We start from the raw sequence: 21,094 nt of genomic DNA, 5'->3' as shown, positions 1-21,094 counted from the left end.
TTACTGCTGGTCGTCCATGCCGCCGGGCGTTTGCCCGGCGGGTTTGCCGGGGCGTCAGACGACGTGAATGCCGTTCTGCACCCACAGGTGGTGGCTCGGGTCCTCCTGGGCCGTGTATTGGCTGTAGTCGATCCCGTCGGCGGTCTGGTTGCCTACCAGGTTCCAGCTGTCTGTCATGTGCACCGAGTCGTGGTTGTCGCCCTTGATGATCAACGTGTCGGTGCCGGTTTCGGTGATGGCCACCACGTCGGCCAGGTTGAGTGTCAGGGCCACCGCGCTGGTGTCGTTGAGGTCGATGGCCTCGATGCCGTGCACGCGGCCGACCAGGTTGCCCAGGTCGATGCTCACATCGCCGCCACCCCATTGCAGGGTGTCGGTACCCGTGCCACCGTCGACGCTGGCGAAGTTCTGGTCGACGATCACCAGGGTGTCGTCACCCGCGCCACCTTCCAGGGTGATATGCCCGCCCTGGCTGCCCACCAGGTGGTCGTTGCCGTCGCTGCCGGCAACCACATCGCTGACGGCGGCCACACTGGCCAGGGCGACTGCCTCTTCACCACTGTCGGCCAGCAGCGACGTGCTGCTGACCAGGCCAGCGGCGTTGTCCAGATTGATGGTCAACGTTGCCGTGTCGGTACTGCCGTTAGGGTGCGTCAGCTCGTAGGTGAAGGTATCGTGCTGGCCGACCGCTGCGGCGCTGACCCCCGAGTTGAGGGTGTAGGTATAGCTGCCATCGGCCTGCACCAGCAACGTGCCGTAGGTGCCCGCTACGCTCACCCCGTTGTAGCCGGGTATGGTGTAGGTGTTGGCTGCGGTCAGCACGCTCAGCACGGTCAGTGCCGAACCCAGGGTATCGTCCGCCAGCAGGTTGCCGGTGGCCGCCGTGGCGCCACTGACCACGAACTCGTTCAGGTGGGTGGTGGTGGCGTTGACACTGGTGGTGATCGAGCTGGCCAGGCCAATGCCGCCAGCGCTGACCCGCACGTGGTAGGTGCCGGCGGCCTGGTTCTGGAAGGTATACCCTGCGCCACCGCCCAACAGGCTGATCAACGAGCCACCGCCTACCGATTGCACCAGCACGTACTGGCCCGTGGCCGGGTTGAGCTTGAGCAGTTCCAGGGTGGTGCCGTTGAGCAGGCTCAGCAGGTTGGCGGAGTTGAGTACCACTTGCAGGTCAGCCGTGGTATCGGCAGCCACCGTGGTGGTGTAGGTGGCCTGGCGGCTGCCGATCAGCGGCAGGCTCAACGAGCCCAGCGTACTGCTGCTGGTGTCCACCCGGTTGGCCAGGGTCAGGTTGCTGAAGCCTACGTCATTGACCGCGTCGAGTACCGTGGCGGGCGCCGCGTAGTTGCTGTCGCTCCAGACTTCCGTGGCTTGCGGGCTATCGATGCGCACATACAGGTTGGCGCTGTCGGACAGGCCGTTGGGGTGCACCAGCTGGTAGCTGAACACATCCACTTTGCCGACGCTGGCCGGGCTGCCGTTGGGCGTATAGGTGTAGTTGCCGTCGCCGCGGATCACCAGCGTGCCGTACAGGCCTTGCACCGTGGTGGCACTGCCGGCCGAGACGTAGCTGCCGCCTTTGAGCACCTGCAGCACCGCGGCGCTGTCCGGGCCCCGCGCATCCACCACGCCATCGGTGCCCACGTCGGTGATGACGTTGCCAGAGGTGGCTGTGCCAGTACCGGTGAACTCGGTCAGGCTGGTGGAGGTGATATCCAGCGAGGTACTGACATTGGTGATCAGGCCAATGCCACCGCTGCCCACCGTCAGGCGGTAATCGCCCGCCTGCAGCACGTCGATGTCGACTTGCAGGCCTTGGCCCAACGGCAACAGGATCAGGTCCAGCAAGCCCTGGCTGTTACCGGTGGCCAGCGTGACCCAGGTTCCGCTGGCATTCTTCACCTGCAGGGTGAAGGTGGTGTTGTCCAGCAGGGCCAGTGCACTGCTGGTGGTCAGGGTCAGCGTGGGGTCGGCCGTGGTGCCGGCGGCTACCGTCCAGGTGTAGGTCTTGGTGAACCCCGCCAACAGGGTGGTGAAGCTGTCGGTGTAGGTCCTGCTGGCGGTGACCGCGGCCAGGTCGACCGTCGCGGTGGCCAGGTTATCGCTGGCGATGACCGGGGCGTTGGCATCCACATCCGGCGCAGTGATGCTGGCGTTGCCCGACACGTTGCCGCGTGGGTCGCTCAGTGTCACCGCAAGCACCTGCCCGTTGTCCTGAGGGGGGCTCAAGGTCACGGTAAAGCTGCCATCGGCTTGCACGGTGGCGGTTTGCAGCACGGTGCCGCTGGCGCTGCGCACGGTCACCGTGGCGCCCACTTCACCGGTACCGGTCAGGGTGCTGCCGTCGGCACTGATCGCCAGGTTGGCGGCCGCAGCCGGCGGGGTCAGGTCCGGGGCGGTCAGTGCGGTACCAGTAGACTCATTGCCGGCACTGTCGGTGAGCGTGACGCTGAGTGCCTGGTTGTCGATCTGCGCGGCATTCAGGCTGACCACGAACAAGCCGGTGCTGCCCACGGTTGCCGTACCCAGCACGGTCCCGGCACTGTTGCGCACGGTAACCGTGCTGCCAACCTGGCCAGAGCCGCTGACCATTGTGCCGTTGGTATTGATGGTGGCCAGCGGCGCCGCCGGCGGGGTGGTGTCCGGGGCGTTGAGGTTGACGCTGCTGGACAGGTTGCCCGCAGCGTCCGCCTGGCGCACCACCAGCAATTGCCCGTCGTTCTGTGGCGTGGTCAGCGTGATGCTGAAGGTGCCGTCGGCTTGCACCACGCCACTGCCCACCGGTCCGTTGGCGCCTTGCACGGTGACGGTGGCGCCAGCTTCACCATTACCGGTCACCACGGTACCTGCGCCGTTGATGGTGACATTGGTCGGTAGTGCAGGCGGTTGCAGGTCGGCAGCGGTGTAGCGGGTGCTGCCGGACGTATTGCCCGCAACGTCGGTCTGGCTCACCGCCAAAACCTGGCCATTGAGCTGCGCGGCGTTGAGGTTGACGGTGTACACGCCACCGCCATTGACCACGCCGCTGCCCAGCACGTTGCCACCGGCATCGCGCACGGTCACCGTGGCACCGGCCTCGCCGGTACCGCTCAGCACCAGGCCGTTGGTCGACAGGCTGGTCACCAGCGGGTCGGCTGGTGCGGTGGTATCGGCTGCCTGCAATAAGGTTGGCTGCGACTCGCCGCCCACCAGGGCCACGGCGGTGACCTGCAGGTACTCGCCGTTGAGTTGCGCCGAGTCGAGCGTCAACGTGAAGGTGCCGTTCAATGTCGCGCCGCCGGTACCGATCACGTTGCCTGCGGCATCGTACACACGGATGCCTACGCCGCTGGGCGCGTTACCCGACAAGGTCAGGCCGTCGCTGCCCAGCGTCACGTTGGTCGGCGGTACTGGCGGAGCCACCAGCGGTGTGACATAGGTCGCCACCGCCGAGGTATTGATGCCTTCGGACTGGGTGATGGCCAGCGTTGCCAGCGAGCCTGCCGCCGGTGTCAGGTTGATCTGGAAGTTGCCCGCGCCGTCTACCGTGCCAGTGCCTATCACGCTGCCGCCCAGGCTGACGGTGACCGTGGCATTGACCTCGCCCTTGCCGGTGAGCACGTTGAAGTCGTTGTTGATTGCCAGGTTGGTCACCAGATCAGGTGGCGAGGTGTCGTTGGCCTGGTAGGGCGCAGCAACCGAGACGTTGCCGGCGGCGTCGGTAGACACCACGCTGAGCAACTGGCCGTTGTTCTGCGCCGGGCTGATGGGCACGGTGAACTGCCCGTCGGCACCGACCTCTACCTGGCCCACGAGGGTGTTGTCCGGGCCACGCACGGTGATCTGCGTGCCGGCCTCGGCAGTGCCGGTCATCGACGTACCGGTCGGGTTCAGCAGCAGGTCGCTTGGCTGCACCGGTGCGGTCAGGTCGGGGGCGCTCAGCTCCAGGGGTGCCGACGGGTTGCCGGTGGCGTCCTGGGCGATGATGGTCAGCGTTTCGCCGTTGACCTGAGGCTGGCTCAAACCGAGGACGAAGGTGCCATCCGGGTCGACCGTCACTTGGCCCAGCAGGTCACCGTTGTTGTTTATCACTGTGACCCGGGTCCCAGCCTCGGCGGTGCCGATCAGCTGGGTACCGCTGGCGTTGATGCTGGCAATGACGATGGCCGGCGGCGTTACGTCGACTGCCGTGACTGTACTGATCGGCGACACGTTGTCACTGGCGTCGGTCAGGGTTACTTGCACCTGCTGGCCATTGAGCTGTGCGTTGTCCAGGCCGACGCTGAAGGTGCCGTCGGCAGCGACCGTGGTGGTGCCGATTTGCGTTGTACCCACATAGACGCGCACTGTGGTACCCGCTTCGCCAACCCCGGTCAGCACATCGCCCGCCGCATTGAGCCGCAACTCGGTTGCAGCCGCGGGGGGTGTGAAGTCCGGTGCCTGCACGCTGACGGGCGCGCTGACGTTGCCGGGCGGATCGGCCTGCAGTACCGACAGCACCTGGTTGTCGACCTGGGCAGGCGACAACGCGACGCTGAAGCTGCCGTCGGCCAGCACCGTACCGGTTCCCAGTACGGTACCGGCGGCGTTGCTCACGATCACGGTGGCGCCGGCCTCGCCCAAGCCAGTGACCACACTGCCGTCGGCGTTGATCACCACTTGGGTGAGCGGGGCAGGTGGGGTGAAGTCCGGGGTCTGCAGGGTCGCTGCTGGCGACACGTTCCCGGCGGCGTCGGCCTGGGTGAAGCTGAGCAACTCGGCGTTGCCCAGTGCCGGGTTCAGGGTAATGGTGAAGTGCCCGCTGGCATCGACGATGGCGCTGCCGATCGGGGCGCCGCTCGGGTCGGTCACGGTCACCTCGGCGCCGACTTCACCGCGGCCGGTCAGGGTGACACCATCGCCGGAAACCGCCAGCTCGCTCGGCGCCGCAGGTGGCGTGGTGTCTGGTGCAGTGATGGTGCTGGCGGCCGACTGGTTGCCGGCCGCGTCGGTCAGTAGCACCTGTAGTAGCTGGCCATCGGCTTGCGGCGAGGCGAGCACGACCTGGAAGCTGCCGTCGGCGCGTACCACTGCCGTGCCCAGCACACTGCCACCGGCAGCCAGTACCCGCACGCTGGCGCCGGCTTCGCCGCTACCGTTGAGCAGGCTGCCGCCACCGGCGAATGCCAGATCTGCAGCGGCATCCGGTGCCACGCGGTCGGGGGCGGTGATGCTGACGCTGTTGGACTCGTTGCCGGCCGCATCGGCCTGGCTGGCGCTGAGCTGTTCGCCGTTGAGCTGCACGCTGCCCAGGGTGGCGCTGAAGTTGCCATTGGCATCGACCACTGCCGTGCCCAGGTCGATACCGCCTTCACCGACCACGGTAACGGTGGCGCCTGGTTCGCCGCGCCCGGTCAGGACCAGGCCGTCGTTGGACAGCACCAGGTTGCTGAGCGGCTGCGGCGCCGTGGTGTCCGGCGCCTGCAAGGTGGCCGGCAGCGACAGGCTGCCATCGCTGGCCATTGCGCTCACATGCAGCACTTCGCCATTGGCCTGGGCGCTGCCCAGGTTGACGGTGAAGGTACCGTCGTTGGCGACCGGGCTGCTGCCCAGCACCGCGCCGTTGGGGCCGTAAACAGTGACCGTGCTGCCCGCCGTGGCGGTGCCGGTGACCGATAGACCGTCTGCTGCCAGCACCAGGTTGTCTGGCGTGGCGGGGGCCAGAATGCCTGGCGCAGTCACGTTTTGCTCAGGCGAGGCGTTTTGCGCGGCATCGGTTTGCACCACGCCCAGGCGTTCACCGGTGAGCGCCGCAGGCGACAAGGCCACGCTGAAGCTGCCATCGGCTGCCACGGTTGCGGTACCCAGTATGGTCGCGTCCGGGGCGCGTACGGTGACTGTCGCACCTGCTTCGCCCTGGCCGGTAAGGGTGGCGCCGTCGGCAGACACCGCCAGGTTACTGACCGCCGCGGGCGGCGTGGTATCGGCGGCCGTGTACGGCGCCGCTGGCGATACATTGCCCGCCGGATCGGTGGCGGTTACCTGCAGGTTCTGGCCATTGGTCTGGGCACTGTTCAACGTGACCTGGAAAGTGCCGTTGCTGCTGGCCACCACGCTGCCCAGCACACTGCCGCCGGCATCGCGCACGGTCACGGTGCTGCCGGCTTCGGCGTTACCGGTCAGTTGCAGCCCGGTCGCCGACAGCGCCAACGCCGTGGGTGCTGCTGGCGGGGTGAAGTCGGGTGCGGTCACTGCCACCGCGCTGGAGGTGTTGTTGCCCGCATCGGTCTGGGTCACGCTCAGTTGCTGGGCGTTGAGCTGGGCAGTGGTCAAGGTCAGGCTGAAGCTGCCGTTGGCCGCGACCAGGCCGGTGCCGATGATGGTGCCGTCAGGCCCGCGCACGGTCACGCTGGCGCCGGCTTCGCCCAGGCCACTGAGGGTCAGGCCGTTGTTGTTCAGCACCACATTGGTCAGCGGTGCAGGCGGGGTCAGGTCTGGCGTGGCCACGTTCACCGCTGGCGAGGTATTGCCGGCGGCGTCGACTTGCGTCACACCAATGGCCTGGCCGCTGTTTTGCGGCGTGTCGAACGTCACGGTGAAGCGGCCATCGGCGCCCACCGTGGCGCTACCCAGCACGGTCCCGGCGGCATTGCTGACCTGTACCGTAGCGCCCACTTCACCGCTACCGGAAAGCTGCCTGCCGTCGGCACTGAGCAGCGGGTCGGCGATGGCGGCAGGTGGCGTGCGATCCGGGGTAGCCAGGCTGGCGGGGCCAGATACGTTGCCTGCGGCATCACCGAGGGTGACCTGCAGCGGGCTGCCGCTGACTTGCGCGCTGGGCAGGGTGATCTGGAACTGGCCGCTTTGGTTGACGGTGCCGGCAGCCAGGATGGCGCCACTGGCATCGCGCACAGTGACACTGGCACCGGCTTCGCCCTGGCCGCTGACCACGGTGGCGGCGGCGTTCAGGCTGAGGTTGCTGGCGGCGGCTGGGGCCTGCAGGTCGGGTGCCTGCAGGCTGGCGGCCAGCGACACGTTACCTGCAGCATCGGCCTGGGTGACGATCAGGTTCTGGCCGTTGGCCGCCGCCGGTGACAGGGTGATGCTGTACAGGCCATTGCTGCCGACCACGCCGCTACCCAGCACATTGCCCTGGGCGTCGGTGACCCGCACGTTGGCACCTACTTCGCCTTGGCCGGTCAGCGTGCTGCCGGTGCGGTCGATGGTGGCGCTCGGGGCTTCAGGTGCAGTGATATCGTTGGCGACCACGGTGGCCGGTACCGAGGGCTGGCCGTCGGCGCCGATCCGCGCGCTGACCTGCAAGGTCTGTGCGTTGAGCTGGGCGTTGCTGAAGAACACCCGGAAGACACCATCGCTGCCCACCGTCGCCGTGCCCAGCGTGGTGCCGGCGGATGTCACGGTGATCAACGCCCCCACCGTGCCGGTGCCCGTCAGCACGAAGCCGTCGGCGCTGATGGCCAGGTCCGCCGGGGTGGCCACTTCGCTGCCGGTCGGGCCAGTCAGGGTCACACCGTCGGATTCGTTGCCGGCCGGGTCGATGACCACCACGCTGACCTCTTCGCCAGCGGCCAGCGGCGGGTCGACCGGCACCACGAAGGTTCCATCCGGCCCTGCGGTGGTGGTGCCACGGTCACTGTTGTCCGGGTTACGGATGACCACGGTGCTGCCCGGCTCTGCAGTGCCGCCGACGCTGCTGCCGTCGGGGCTCACAGTCACGCCGCTGGCAGGTTCCGGGTCGGTGGTGTCGGGTGCGGTAACGGTAACCGGTGCCGAGCTGTTGCCCGCCGGGTCGGTGACGATCACGGTCACGCTTTCGCCGTTGTTCTGCGGGGTTGGCAGTGGCACGTTGAAGCTGCCGTCGGGGTTCACTTCAACCGTGGTTTCCACGCCTGCGCCGTCACGCACCGTCACGGTATCAGCGCCCGGTGCATTGCCGCTGACCGTGCTGCCGTCTTCGCTGACCACCACCCCGGTGGGCAGGGCCGGCGGGGTGAGGTCGGGTGCAGTGATCGGGGTGCTGTCGGAGACATTGCCCGCCACATCGGTCAAGGTCACCTGCAGCGCCTGGCCATCGAGCTGGGCCGGGCTGACCGCGACAATGAAGCTGCCGCCAACCGGCACCACCACGCTGCCCAGCAGGTCGCCGGCGGCGTTGCGTACCTCAACGGTGCTGCCTGCTTCGCCCGTACCCTGAAGGGTGTCGCCGCCCGCGCTTATGGTCAGGCCACCCGGTGCTTGCGGTGCAGTGCTGTCGTCGGCAGTGAACGCCACGGATGGCGACGTGTTGCCGCCAGCATCGACCACTACCACCGACACGGTTTCGCCGTTGGTCTGGGCGGGGGCCAGGGGCACGCTGAAGCTGCCGTCCTCTTCCACCTGCGCGGAGCCCAGCAGGTCGCCAGCGCCGTTGCGCACCTCCACGGTACTGCCTGGTTCGGCCTGGCCGGTGAGTGCCGTGCCCGTGCCATTGATGCCTAGGCCTTCAGCGGCTACCGGGGCTTCCAGGTCCGGCGCGGTGACGCTGCCGGCGGTGGAGGTATTGCCGGTCGCGTCCGCCTGGGTGACGGCCAAGGTCTGGCCATTGAGCTGCGGTGGGTCGATGGTCACCTGGAAGCTGCCGTCCGTTTGTACCGTGGCAGTGCCCAGCACGGCGCCGCCGGCGCCGGTCACGGTTACCTGCGCCCCCGGCTCGCCGCTACCGCTCAGGCTGCCACCGTCACCCGCCAGTACCAGGCCGGTGGGTGTGTCGGGGGCCTGGGTATCCGGTGCCAACAGATCGACCGCGGTCGACAGGTTGCCACTGGCGTCGCGCTGCTCGACGGTCAGGGCCTGACCGTTGGTTTGCGGGGTATCGAGGCTGATTTCGAACGCACCACCGGCGCCTACCACGATGCTGCCCAGTACGCTGCCGTCCGGCCCGCGTACGGTCACGGTCGCACCCGGTTCACCGTTGCCGGTGACCGTGACGCCGTCGCCATCGATGGCCGGGTTGGTCACTGCTTGCGGCGGGGTACTGTCTGGTGCGGTGAAGTCCACTGGCCCGGCGCTGTTGCCTTGGCTGTCGGTGGCTTCCACGGTCAGGCTTTCGCCATTGCGCTGCGGTGCGTTGAGGGTGGCGTCGAAGCGCCCGTCCCCGCCCACGGTGGCGGTCCCCAGCACATTGCCGTCGGCATCGCGCACGGTGACCAGCGAGCCGCTCTGGCCCTGGCCGGTGAGGTGGATGCCGGCGCTGTCGATGGCCAGACCCGACGGTTGCAGCGGGCCATCCAGGTCAGGTGCGATAACGGTGGCGGTCGAGCTGTTGCCAGCGGCGTCACGCAGCACCACGTCCAGCTCCTGGCCATCGGTTTGCGCCGGGTTCAGGACCACGCTGATCACGCCATCGGCGCCCACCTGGGCATTGCCCAGTACGTTGCCCTGGGCGTCCACCACCTGCACGCGGGTGCCGGGTTCGCCACGGCCGGTCAATACGCTGCCATCGTTGCTCAGTTGCAACTCGCTGGCCTCGTTGGGCGGGGTGATGTCCGGTGCGCCGATCTGGGTCGGCAGTGAGCTGTTGCCATCCGCGTCGATGGCTACCACATCCAGCAGCTCGCCGTTCGCCTGGGCAGGGCTGAGGGGGGTGTTGAAGCTGCCGTCGTTGCCGACTTGCACGCTACCCAGCACACCGCCTTGGGCATCCCGCACTTCCACCAGGCTGCCAGCCGGGGCCGTACCACTGATGGCGCTGCCATCGGCAGCTACCACCAGCCCCGTCGGGCTGTCCGGCACGGCGATGGCCGGTACGGTGACCGTCAGGGCAACCGAAAGGTTGCCGGCGGCATCGGTCTGTTGCAACGCAATGGCGTCGCCTGCGGCCAGTGGGCTGTCGAGGTCGATCAGGAAGGTGCCATTCGCTGCGACCACCCCGGTGCCGATCACGTTGCCATTGCCATCCCGGATTTCTACCGTGGCACCCGCTTCACCGCGGCCGGAAACGACCAGGCTGCCAGCACCCAGCACCACATTGCTGATAATGCCGGGCGGGGTGATGTCCGGGGTTACGTAGCTCAACGGCAGCGAGGTGTTGCCTGCGGCGTCGGTCACCTCCACGCTGACGGTTTCGCCATTGGCCTGCGCCGGGTCGAGGGTGAGGCTGAAACTGCCATCCGCTTCGGCGAGGGTACTGCCGATAACGTTGCCAGCAGCGTCGCGTACCTCTACCCGGGCACCGGCCTCGGCATTGCCGGTCAGGCTGACGCCATCGACCAGCGCCAGGTCGGTGGGTTGCAGTGGCGCCACCTGATCGGGTGCGGTCAGCGGGCTTGGGCTGGACACGTTGCCAGCAGCATCGGTCAAGGTCACTTGCAGTGACGAGCCATCCACCACCGGGGTGGGCAGGGTAACGTTGAAACTGCCGTCCTGCTGCACGGTGCCGCTGGCCAGCAGTTGGCCTTGGTCGTTGCGTACCTCTACGGTGGTGCCGGCTTCGCCGCGGCCGGACACGGTGCGGCCGTCATTGCTGATCGCCAGGTTGGTGGCAGGCTCTGGTGGCGTGGTGTCGCCGCCGTTGTCGATGACCGGTGCGGTAAGGCTGCCGGCCTGCGAGGCATTGCCGGCTGCGTCGGTGGCAACCACTTGCAACTGTTCGCCCGCCACCTGGGCAGGGCTAAGGGTGATTTCAAACGCACCACTGGCGCCCACCACCACAGTGCCAAGTACGGTGCTGCCATCGGCCGCCAGCACGCGCACGGTGCTGCCAGGTTCGGCACGGCCGCTGACGGCGGTACCGTCGGCGGTAATGGCCAGTTCGCTTGGCGCCACCGGTGGCGTGATGTCTGGTGCGCTGACCTGTACCGGCAGCGACGAAGTGCCGTTGTTGTCGATAGCTACCACATCCAGCAGTTGGCCATTGGCCTGGGCCGGGTTGAGGACCACGGTGAAGGTGCCTTCGGCGCCGACCACCACGCTACCGATCAGCGCACCCTCGGCATCATGCACTTCCACGCGGCTGCCCACGGGGGCCGAGCCACTGACGCTGGTACCGTCTTCGGCGACCACCAGGTCGCTTGGGCTGAGCGGTACGGTTACCAGCGGCACGTCATAGTCCAGCGCCAGCGAGGCGTTGCCGCTCGGGTCGGTCTGGACCAGGCTCAAGCGTTCACCCGGCAACGCGGCCGGGTCGAGTTCGAGCAGGAAGGTGCCGTTAGCGGTCACCACGCCGCTGCCGATCAGCGTGCCGTGGGCGTCGCGCACCTGCACGGTAGCGCCGGCTTCGCCACGCCCGCTCAAGGCCAGGCCATCGGCGCCGACCACGATATTGCTGACCTGCGCCGGCGCAGTGGTGTCTGGCGCCTGGTACTGCAGTGGCGAGGAAATGTTGCCGGCAGCATCCACCTGGCGAATGTCCAGCACTTCGCCATTGGCCTGTGCTGGGGTCAGGGTCACGCTGAACGTGCCGTCGTCGTTGACCTGAGCGCTGCCCAGCAGGGTGCCCGCGGCATCGCGCACCTGCACGCTGGCGCCTGGCTCGCCGCTACCGCTGAGGGTGACGCCGTCGACCAGCGCCAGACCGGTGGGCTGCGCGGGCGCCTGCAGGTCCGGTGTTACCACCGACGCAGGGGCGGAGGCATTGCCGGCGGCGTCGGTCAGCACCACTTGCAAGGTGCTGCCGTCCTTGACTGCAGGTTCCAGGGCCAGCGTGAAGCTGCCATCCGGGTTGACCGTGCCATTTGCCAGCACGTTGCCCTGGGCGTCGCGCACTTGCACGCTGGCACCGGCTTCACCGCGGCCGCTGAGCTGGGCACCGGCCAGGCCGACAAGCAGGTTGGTGGCGGCTTCCGGTGGCGTGTTGTCGCCACCGTCAATGTCTGGTGCGGTGACGGTGCCGGCCGTAGAAGCATTGCCGGCGGCATCGGTAGCGGTAACTTGCAGCACCTCGCCGTTCAACTGGGCGGGGTCCAGGGTAATGCTGAAGCTGCCGGTGGCACCGACTACCGCGGTGCCAAGCACAGTGGTGCCATCGGCCGCCAGCACGCGTACCGTGCTGCCAACTTCTGCGCGGCCGGTGACCACGCTGCCGTCGGCGCTGATTACCAGCTCGCTGGGGGTGACCGGTGGGGTGATGTCCGGTGCGGAGACCTGGGCTGGAAGGGACGAAGCACCGCTGCCATCGATGGCCACCACCTCCAGCAGTTCGCCATTGGCCTGGGCCGGGTTGAGAATGACCGTGAAGGTGCCGTCCTGGCCAACCTGCACACTGCCAACCAGCGTTCCGTCGGCGCCGTAGATCTCCACGCGGCTGCCGGCCGGCGCGGCGCCGCTGATGCTGCTGCCATCTTCGGCGACTATCAAGTCGCTCGGGCTGGCAGGGGCAGGGGTGACCGGCACCTCGAACTGCAGCGCTTCGGAGGTATTACCGCTCGGGTCGGTTTGCACCAGGCTCAACTGAGCGCCGGGCTGCGCGTCGGGATTCAGGTCGATCAGGAAAACGCCATTGGCAGCGACCACGCCGCTGCCGATCACGGTGCCGTCGGCATTGCGCACTTCAACGGTGGCGCCGGCTTCGCCACGCCCACTCAGCGCCAGGCCATCGGCGCCGACCACGATGTTGCTCACAGCCGCCGGTGGCGTGGTGTCGGGTGCGGTGAATGCCAGCGGCATCGAGCTGTTGCCGGCAGCATCGACCAGGCGCACATCCAGGGCTTCGCCATTGGCCTGGGCAGGTGACAAGGACAGGCTGAACGCCCCGTCCGCACCGACCACGCCGCTGCCGATCACGGTGCCATCCGCATTGCGCACCTGCACGGTGGCGCGAGGTTCGCCACGGCCAGTGAAGGTGACGCCATCGGCCAGGGCCAGGTCGGTCGGCTGGGCCGGGCCCTGCAGGTCCGGTGCGGTGACCGTGCCAGGTTGCGAAACGTTGCCGGCAGCGTCGGTCAGGGTCACTTGCAGGGCGCTGCCGTCGTCGACGGCTGGGCTCAGGGTGAGGACGAAGCTGCCATCCGGGTTGACCGTGCCGTTGGCCAGCACGTTACCTTGGGCGTCACGCACCTCCACGCGGGTGCCGGGTTCGCCGCGACCGCTCAGCTGGCCGCCGGCCAGGCCGATCACCAGGTCTGTGGGTGCCAGCGGTGCTGTGTTGTCGCCACCGTCAATGTCTGGGGCGGTGACGGTGCCGGCCGCAGAAGCATTGCCGGCATTATCGATAGCGGTAACTTGCAGCACCTCGCCGTTTACCTGGGCGGGGTCGAGGGTGATGCTGAAGCTGCCGGTGGCACCGACTACCGCGGTGCCAAGCACCGTGGTGCCGTCGGCCGCCAGCACGCGTACGGTGCTGCCGGCTTCGGCACGCCCGGTGAGCACGCTGCCGTCGGCGCTGATCACCAGCTCGCTGGGGGTGACCGGTGGGGTGATGTCCGGTGCGGAGATCTGGGCGGGCAGGGACGAAGCACCGCTGCCATCAATGGCCACCACGTCCAGCAGTTCGCCATTGGCCTGGGCGGGGTCGAGGGTGACGGTGAAGCTGCCATCGTCGCCTGCAACCCCACTGCCAAGCAGCGTGCCATTGGCATCATGGACCTCCACGCGGGTGCCGGCCGGCGCGGTGCCGCTGATGCTGCTGCCATCTTCGGCAACCACCAGGTCGCTGGGGCTGGCAGGCGCAGGCGTGGTCGGCACTGCGAACTGCAGGGCCTCGGAGGCATTGCCACTCGGGTCGGTCTGCACCAGGCTCAGTTGCGCGCCGGGCTGCACGGCCGGTTCGAGGTCGATCAGGAAGGTACCGTTAGCGCTGACAACGCCGCTGCCGATCACGGTGCCGTCGGCATCTCGCACTTCAACGGTGGCGCCGGCTTCACCACGCCCACTCAGAGCCAGGCCGTCGGCGCCGACCACGATGTCGCTTACGGCAGCCGGTGGCGTGGTGTCGGGTGCGGTGAATTCCAGCGGTATCGAGCTGTTGCCAGCAGCATCGACCAGGCGCACATCCAGGGCCTCGCCATTGGCCTGGGCAGGTGACAAGGACAGGCTGAACGCCCCGTCCGCACCGACCACGCCGCTGCCGATAAGGGTGCCAGCCGCGTCGCGCACCTGCACGGTGGCGCCGGGCTCGCCGCGGCCATTGAAAGTGACCCCACCAAGCAGGGCCAATTCGGTTGGCGGCGCAGGTGGCTGCAGGTCGGGTGAGGTGACCGAGCCGGTGGGCGACTGGTTGCCGGCAGCATCGGTCAGGGTCACTTGCAGGGCACTGCCGTCGTTCACCGGCGGGTCCAGGGTGATGGTGAAGCTGCCGTCGGCACCTACGCTGCCGGTGGCCAGGATATTCCCGGCCGCATCACGGACTTGCACGCTGGCGCCCGGTTCGCCACGCCCGCTCAGCTGGCTTCCGGCCAGCGCTATGGCGAGGTCGGTCGGCGCTGCTGGTGGCGTGGTATCCACCCCATCAAGGTCCGGCGCGGTCACCGCGCTGGTGGCTGAAGTGTTGCCCGCGGCATCGGTGGCGGTGGCTTGCAGCACTTCACCGTCGGTTTGTGGTGGGGCCAGCTCGATGCTGAACACCCCGGTCGGGCCGACCACGGCGCTGCCCAGCTCGGTACCATCGGCAGCCACGATGCGCACGGTGTTGCCGGGTTCGGCGCGGCCGGTGATCACGCTGCCGTCGGCACTGACTGCCAGCTCGGCAGGTGCCGCGGGTGCCGTGATATCGGGTGCGGTGATCTGGGTGGGCACGGAGGACACGCCCTCGGCATCGAGGGCCAGTACGTTCAGCAGTTCGCCGTTGGCCTGGGCAGGGGTGAGCTCGATGCTGAAGCTGCCGTCGGCGTTGGCTACGGCGCTGCCAATCAGCGTGCCGCTGGCATCGCGTACTTCCACTCGGCTGCCGGCAGGGGCGCTGCCCGTGAGGGTAGTGCCATCGGCATCGATGGCCAGCCCGCTGGGGCTGGCCGGGGCAGTGGTGAGCGGTACATCGTACTCGACGGCCACCGAAGCATTGCCGCTGGGGTCCACTTGCAGCAGGGTCAGCTGGTCGCCGGGTTGCACGGCCGGGTCGAGGTCGATCAGGAAGGTGCCGTTGGCCGTGACCACGCCACGACCCAGCAGGTTGCCGTCGGCATCCCGCACTTCCACAGAAGCCCCGGCTTCACCATGGCCACTGAGGCGGGTGCCGCCCGCACCGACCAGGATATCGCTGACGGCATCCGGCGCAGTAATGTCCGGGGCGTTGAATTGCAGGGGGGGCGAGCTGTTGCCGGCGGCGTCGACCAGGCGTACGTCAAGCGCTTCACCGTTGGCCTGGGCAGGGGACAGGCTGAGGCTGAACGTTCCGTCCTGGTTGACCACGGCCGAGCCGAGCAGGTTACCGGCAGCGTCGCGCACCTGTACGGTAGCCCCCGGTTCGCCGCGGCCGGTGAAGGTCACCCCGTCCGCCAGTGCCAGGTCGGTGGGCTGTGCCGGTGGCAGCAGGTCGGGTGACGTCACTGCGCCTGGCTGCGACACGTTGCCGGCAGCGTCGGTAAGGGTGACTTGCAGGGTGCTGCCATCCTTGACGGCCGGGTCCAGGTTAATGGCGAAGGTGCCATCCGCGCCGACGGTGCCGGTCGCGATGACCGTGCCTGCGGCATCACGCACCTGCACGGTGCTGCCGGCTTCGCCACGGCCGCTGAGCTGGCTGCCGGCCAGGCCGATGGCCAGGTCGCTGGGTGCTTGCGGTGGGGTGGTGTCGCCGCCGTCGACGCTCGGCGCGGTCACCGAACTGGCGGTAGAGGTGTTGCCAGCTGCGTCGGTGGCCGTGGCTTGCAGTGTTTGGCCATCCACTTGCGCCGGGCTGAGGTTAATGCTGAATACGCCCGTGGCGCCGACCACTGCGGTGCCCAGCTGGCTGCCGTCGGCGGCGAGGATACGTACGGTGCTGCCGGGTTCGGCACGGCCAGTGAGTACCGTACCGTCCTGACTGACCACCAGTGCGCTCGGTGCAGCCGGGGCGGTGATATCCGGGGCTGTGAACACCAAGGGTGTCGAGCTGTTGCCGGCGGCATCTACCTGGCGTATGTCCAGGGCTTCACCGTTGGCTTGTGCGGGGGAAAGCGTGAGGCTGAAAGTGCCGTCGGCGTTGACCACGCCGCTGCCAATCAGGTTACCGGCAGTATCGCGCACCTGCACGGTGGCACCCGGCTCGCCGCGACCGCTGAGGGTAACGCCATTGGCAAGGGCCAGGTCACTCGGCTGGTCAGGGGCCGTGGTGTCGGGCGTGTCGATATCTGGCGCGTTGATGCTGGCCGGCGGTGAAACATTGCCGGCGGCGTCGCGGGCACTGACCTCCAGGGTTTGACCATCGGTTTGCGCAGGTTGCAGGGTGATGCTGAACTGGCCGTCGGCGCCGGCTACGGCAGTGCCCAGCACTGCGCCGTCGGCCCCGCGTACGGTTACCGTCGAGCCGGCTTCGGCACGGCCGGTCAGGCGCAGGCCATCGGGCGATACCAACAGGTCGATGGGCGTGGCCGGTGGGGTGGTGTCCGGGTCGGCGCCACCCCCGCCACCGCCACCCCCGCTGCCGGCCGCCGCCGCCGCACCGCCGGCACCGAGCAGGCTGAGCCCGGCAATCGCCCAGGTGGGCATGGCGCTGCCAGCGGTACCCAGGCCTGCAACCAGCTCATCCAGGGAGTTTACGTCTTCGAAGGTGAAGCCCTCGAATGCCGCCGCATTGTACTGGGCGTGCCACAGGGTGCCGTCCTCGCCAACGAAGACAATGTCGCTGCCGACACCGGCCTGGTCCACTGCGAAGAAATTGCCGATGGTGATTTTTTCCCCGGACTTGAGGGTGAGGACCAAGTCCTGCCCGCGCTGGGTGACGGTGGCCAGCTGATCGGGAGCCACGGGCATCTGCACGACGCCTGGCCCTTTGAGATTGATATTGCCCCAGGCGCTCTGAGTGGCGACTTCAGTTTGCTTATCGGCGACGACGATGTTGTCCATGGATGCTCCCTGCTGGTGTCCGGATCCCCCAGCCCGTTATCGGGCTACAACCGCAGTAACAGGACCCGTGCAGGGATGTTACGCACAGCCTCGACCAGGCAGCCGAGAGTGGGGTGGTTAGGGAGATATAGCAGCCAGGCGGGAAGCAACCAGATGGCTTTCTGGGTTAATCCTTTTGTAGATAAACCTCAGCGAAGCCCCAGCCGACGGGCCAATCGGCTGAGGTTGGCACGGTCCAGACCCAGCTCGCGCGCCGCTGCCGCCCAGTTGTCCTGATGCCGTTGCAGGCACGCTTCGATCACCTGGCGCTGGTAGCTGTCGACGGCCTCGCGCAGGCCACCCTCGGGCAGGTTGGCTAGCGACAGCGGCGGGGCAGGGAGGGGCGTGGCTGCGGCCGCCGGTGCCGTTGTACGCACGTCCAGGTCGCTGGCTTCAAGGGTCAGGATACGTGGCCGGTCGGGGTGTTGGCCCAGCGCCTTGAGCGCCGAACGGCCGATCAGGTGTTCCAGTTCGCGCACGTTGCCAGGCCAGGCATACGCCAGCAGCGCGGCCTGGGCCTCACTGCTCAGGCGCAGGCTGTTCAGGCCCAGGCGCGAACGGTTCTGTTCGAGGAAGTAGCCGGCCAATAGCAGCACATCACGCCCACGTTCGCGCAGTGGCGGTACCTGCAGCGGGTACACGCTGAGGCGGTGATAGAAGTCGGCGCGGAAGTTGCCGTTGCGCACCTCGGCCGCCAGGTCACGGTTGGTGGCGGCGATCAGGCGCACGTCCACGCGGTGCTCGCGGTCCGACCCCAGGCGTTGCAACTGACCGCTTTGCAAAACGCGCAGCAGCTTGGCCTGCACGGTCAGCGGCAGTTCGCCGACTTCGTCGAGGAACAGCGTGCCGCCGTTGGCCAGTTCGAACTTGCCGCGGCGCTCGCCGTGCGCGCCGGTGAAGGCCCCGCGCACATGGCCGAACAGCTCACTTTCCACCAGGGTGTCCGGCAGGGCTGCGCAATTGAGGCTGACCAGCGGCTGGTTGGCGCGGCTACTGGCCTGGTGCAGGGCCTGCGCCACCAGCTCTTTGCCAACACCGGTTTCGCCGGTGATCAGTACGGTCAGGTCGCTGCCACCGACCAGGCGGATCTCTTCCACCAAGCGTTTGTGGGCCGGGCTTTGGCCGATCAGTTCCTGGTGCTGGCCACTGGCCTGGCGGTAGATTTCGGCGCGGTGGTGTTCGTCTTCGGCACGCAGGGCCAGGTGGTGGATACGCTCGGCCACGGTTACGGTCGCGGCGGCCAGGCTGGCGAAAGCTTGCAGGGCATCCAGCTCCAGGCTCTGGAACTGCCCCGGCGTCAGCGCATCGAGGGTGACCAGGCCCCATGGGCGCTCATCGACCATCAACGGGCAGCCCATGCAGTCGTGAACTTCGAGCGAGGCCGCGACGGCGGTCACCAGGCCATCATAGGGGTCGGGCAGCTCGGAATCGCTGGCGAAGCGGGTGGGCTCGGGGCGGCTGAGCAGGATCTGGAAGCGCGGGTGTTCGCTCACCCGGAACCGCCGGCCGAGGGTATCGGGGCTCAGCCCGTCCACGGCCAGCGGTACCAGCCATTCGCCGTCCAGGCGCAGCAGCGCGGCGGCATCGCATGGCAGCAGGCTGCGCATGGCCTGCAACAGGCGGCGGTAGCGCTCCTGGTCGGGCAATTCGCGGGACAGGTCACTGACCAGTGGCAGCAACGTGGTGAGCAAAGGCTTTGTGGTCATATGGACTCCAGTAGGTCTTTATGACTATACGGCCTACTGCGTCTTTTTGACATGGTTGGTCTCAAGTGTTTGATTTAATTGGAAATTTAAGTTGGCATGATTGGTGTAATGACCTAGGCATCATTTGAAGCCCTAGGCCCAGGAGTCACCGCAATGCTCAATGCCGACCAACGTGCGATCATCAAGGCCACCGTCCCACTGCTGGAAAGCGGCGGGGAAGCGCTGACCACTCACTTCTACAAGATGATGCTCAGCGAGTACCCCGAGGTGCGTCCGCTGTTCAACCAGGCCCACCAGGCCAGTGGCGACCAGCCGCGCGCGCTGGCCAACGGCGTGCTGATGTATGCCCGCCACATCGACCAGCTGGAGCAACTGGGAGGCCTGGTCGGGCAGATCATCAACAAGCACGTCGCCCTGCAGATTCTGCCGGAGCACTACCCGATCGTCGGCAGTTGCCTGCTGCGCGCCATCGAGGAAGTGCTGGGCAAGGACATCGCCACCCCGGCGGTGATCGAGGCTTGGGGCGCTGCCTATGGTCAGTTGGCCGACATCCTGATCGGTGCCGAAGAAAACCTTTACCAGCAAAAGGAAGCGGCCGAGGGTGGCTGGCGCGGGACCCGCGAGTTCCGCCTGGTGCGCCGCGAACAGGAAAGCAGCGAAATCGTTTCGTTCTACTTCGCCCCTGTAGACGGCAAACCGGTGCTCAAGGCCGAGCCCGGGCAGTACATTGGCCTGAAACTGAACATCGACGGTGCCGAACAGCGCCGCAACTATTCGCTGTCGGCGTTGTGCGACGGCAAGGAGTACCGCATCAGCGTCAAGCGCGAGGCGGGCGGCAAGGTGTCCAACTACCTGCATGACCAGTTGCAGGTTGGCGATACCCTGCAACTGTTCCCGCCAGCAGGTAACTTCACCCTGGCAGCCAGTGCCAAGCCGCTGGTACTGATCAGTGGCGGTGTGGGCATTACCCCGACCCTGGCGATGCTGCAGGCCGCCCTGCACACCGGGCGTCAGGTGCATTTCATTCACTGCGCACGCAATGGTGCGGTGCATGCCTTCCGTGACTGGATCGATGGCCTGGCGGCGCGCCACCCGCAGCTCAAGCGCTTCTACTGCTATGCCGAGGCGGATGGTGGTGCGGCCGATGCCGTGGGCGTGCTGAGCGAAGACCTGCTGGCCGAGTGGCTGCCGCGTGAACGGGACGTGGATGCGTACTTCCTTGGGCCGAAGGGCTTCATGGCGGCGGTCAAGCGCCAGCTCAAGGGCCTGGGCGTGCCGGAACAGCAGAGCCGCTACGAGTTCTTCGGGCCGGCGGCGGCGCTGGAGTGATGTAGTGGCCGTACCGGCCCTATCGCCGGCAAGCCGGCTCCCACGGGGACTGAGCAGGTTTTGGGGCTTGTAATGTTCCCTGTGGGAGCCGGCTTGCCGGCGATAGGGCCGGTCCAGGCTTATGCATTTCCAGCGGCATGCCACGCATCACACCTTTCTGCCTATATATAAAGGAAAGATGAAAGCACCAGCGCCGCTTTCATTCTTAATCATCCTTTAATCACGGTATCCTTCACTCCCGGGTGTCGAGGGGCTTGCCCCTGCGCGGCGCCCGGGCACTGGTTTTTTGCCGCCTGCCGTTGAACCGACCTCGTTCCGGCCGGTCTCAGCCACACCGGATAGCCCTGCGCAGTGCTATCACGCCGCTTCCTCGGCACGCTCACAGGCCCCGCTCAGCGTGTAGACTTGCGCCAGGGCAGGCGGACCACGCTGCCACTTTCCATCGAAGGAACCGGTAATGAACGAACAAACATCGCGCCTGAATCGGGAACGGCGCTTTCTGGTGCTGCTGGGCCTGATCTGCATTTCGCTGATCGGCGGCGCGCTCTACATGCAGGTGGTACTGGGCGAGGCGCCGTGCCCGTTGTGCATCCTGCAGCGCTACGCACTGCTGTTCATTGCCGTGTTCGCGTTCATCGCGGCGGCCATGCCCGGGCGCCGTAGCCTGACGTTCTTCGAGGCCCTGGTGGTGCTCAGTGCCATTGGCGGAATGATTGCGGCTGGCAACCATGTGTATATACTCGCCAACCCGATGGTCAGTTGTGGTATCGATACGCTCCAGCCGATCGTCGATGACCTGCCGCTGGCCAAGCTGTGGCCCTTGGCATTCCAGGTCGATGGCTTCTGCAGCACGCCATACCCGCCGATCCTCGGTTTGTCGCTGGCGCAATGGGCGCTGGTAGCCTTCGTTCTGACCGCTGTGCTGGTGCCGCTCGGCATCTACCGAAACCGCCGCCAGGCTTAGACAAAAGTCCCGATTTGCGTGGGGTCTTTTACAGCCCGCGAGAACAGGGAAAAGTTGCCGCCCGCTTGATCTGGATCAATCTCAAAGCCTTGCAGCATGCGGCTTTGAGGCCTGGCAAGCG

General features: G+C 67.2%; 4 protein-coding genes. 2 read left to right on the top strand and 2 right to left on the bottom strand.

All coding sequences use genetic code 11. The features are described 5' to 3' along the window. Positions 1-54: 54 nt before the first annotated feature. Complete coding sequence (locus tag APH30_RS00855; protein ID WP_054911423.1) at positions 55-16,935, bottom strand: BapA/Bap/LapF family large adhesin; 16,881 nt, start codon at positions 16,933-16,935, stop codon at positions 55-57. A 188-nt stretch (positions 16,936-17,123) separates the two neighbouring features. After that, a complete protein-coding gene (gene norR / locus APH30_RS00850; protein WP_054911422.1) occupies positions 17,124-18,680 on the bottom strand; it encodes a nitric oxide reductase transcriptional regulator NorR in 1,557 nt (518 codons plus the stop codon). A 153-nt stretch (positions 18,681-18,833) separates the two neighbouring features. Between norR and hmpA the strand changes: the two genes are divergently transcribed. Together hmpA and APH30_RS00840 are read left to right on the top strand one after the other, a co-directional pair. Next, a complete protein-coding gene (gene hmpA / locus APH30_RS00845; protein WP_054911421.1) occupies positions 18,834-20,009 on the top strand; it encodes an NO-inducible flavohemoprotein in 1,176 nt (391 codons plus the stop codon). A 457-nt stretch (positions 20,010-20,466) separates the two neighbouring features. Continuing rightward, complete coding sequence (locus APH30_RS00840) at positions 20,467-20,973, top strand: disulfide bond formation protein B (protein ID WP_009685199.1); 507 nt, start codon at positions 20,467-20,469, stop codon at positions 20,971-20,973. Positions 20,974-21,094 lie beyond the last annotated feature (121 nt).

The sequence above is a fragment of the Pseudomonas sp. NBRC 111127 genome, from assembly GCF_001320345.1.
Classification (GTDB): Bacteria; Pseudomonadota; Gammaproteobacteria; order Pseudomonadales; family Pseudomonadaceae; genus Aquipseudomonas; species Aquipseudomonas juntendi.
This window is presented reverse-complemented; position numbering and strand designations above follow the sequence as displayed.

What these genes read in the sequence shown, in the direction of transcription:
- APH30_RS00840 (WP_009685199.1), top strand. Translation starts at nt 20,467, where the DNA reads ATGAACGAACAAACATCGCGCCTGAATCGGGAACGGCGCTTTCTGGTG.
- norR (WP_054911422.1), bottom strand. Translation starts at nt 18,680, where the DNA reads ATGACCACAAAGCCTTTGCTCACCACGTTGCTGCCACTGGTCAGTGAC.
- APH30_RS00855 (WP_054911423.1), bottom strand. Translation starts at nt 16,935, where the DNA reads ATGGACAACATCGTCGTCGCCGATAAGCAAACTGAAGTCGCCACTCAG.
- hmpA (WP_054911421.1), top strand. Translation starts at nt 18,834, where the DNA reads ATGCTCAATGCCGACCAACGTGCGATCATCAAGGCCACCGTCCCACTG.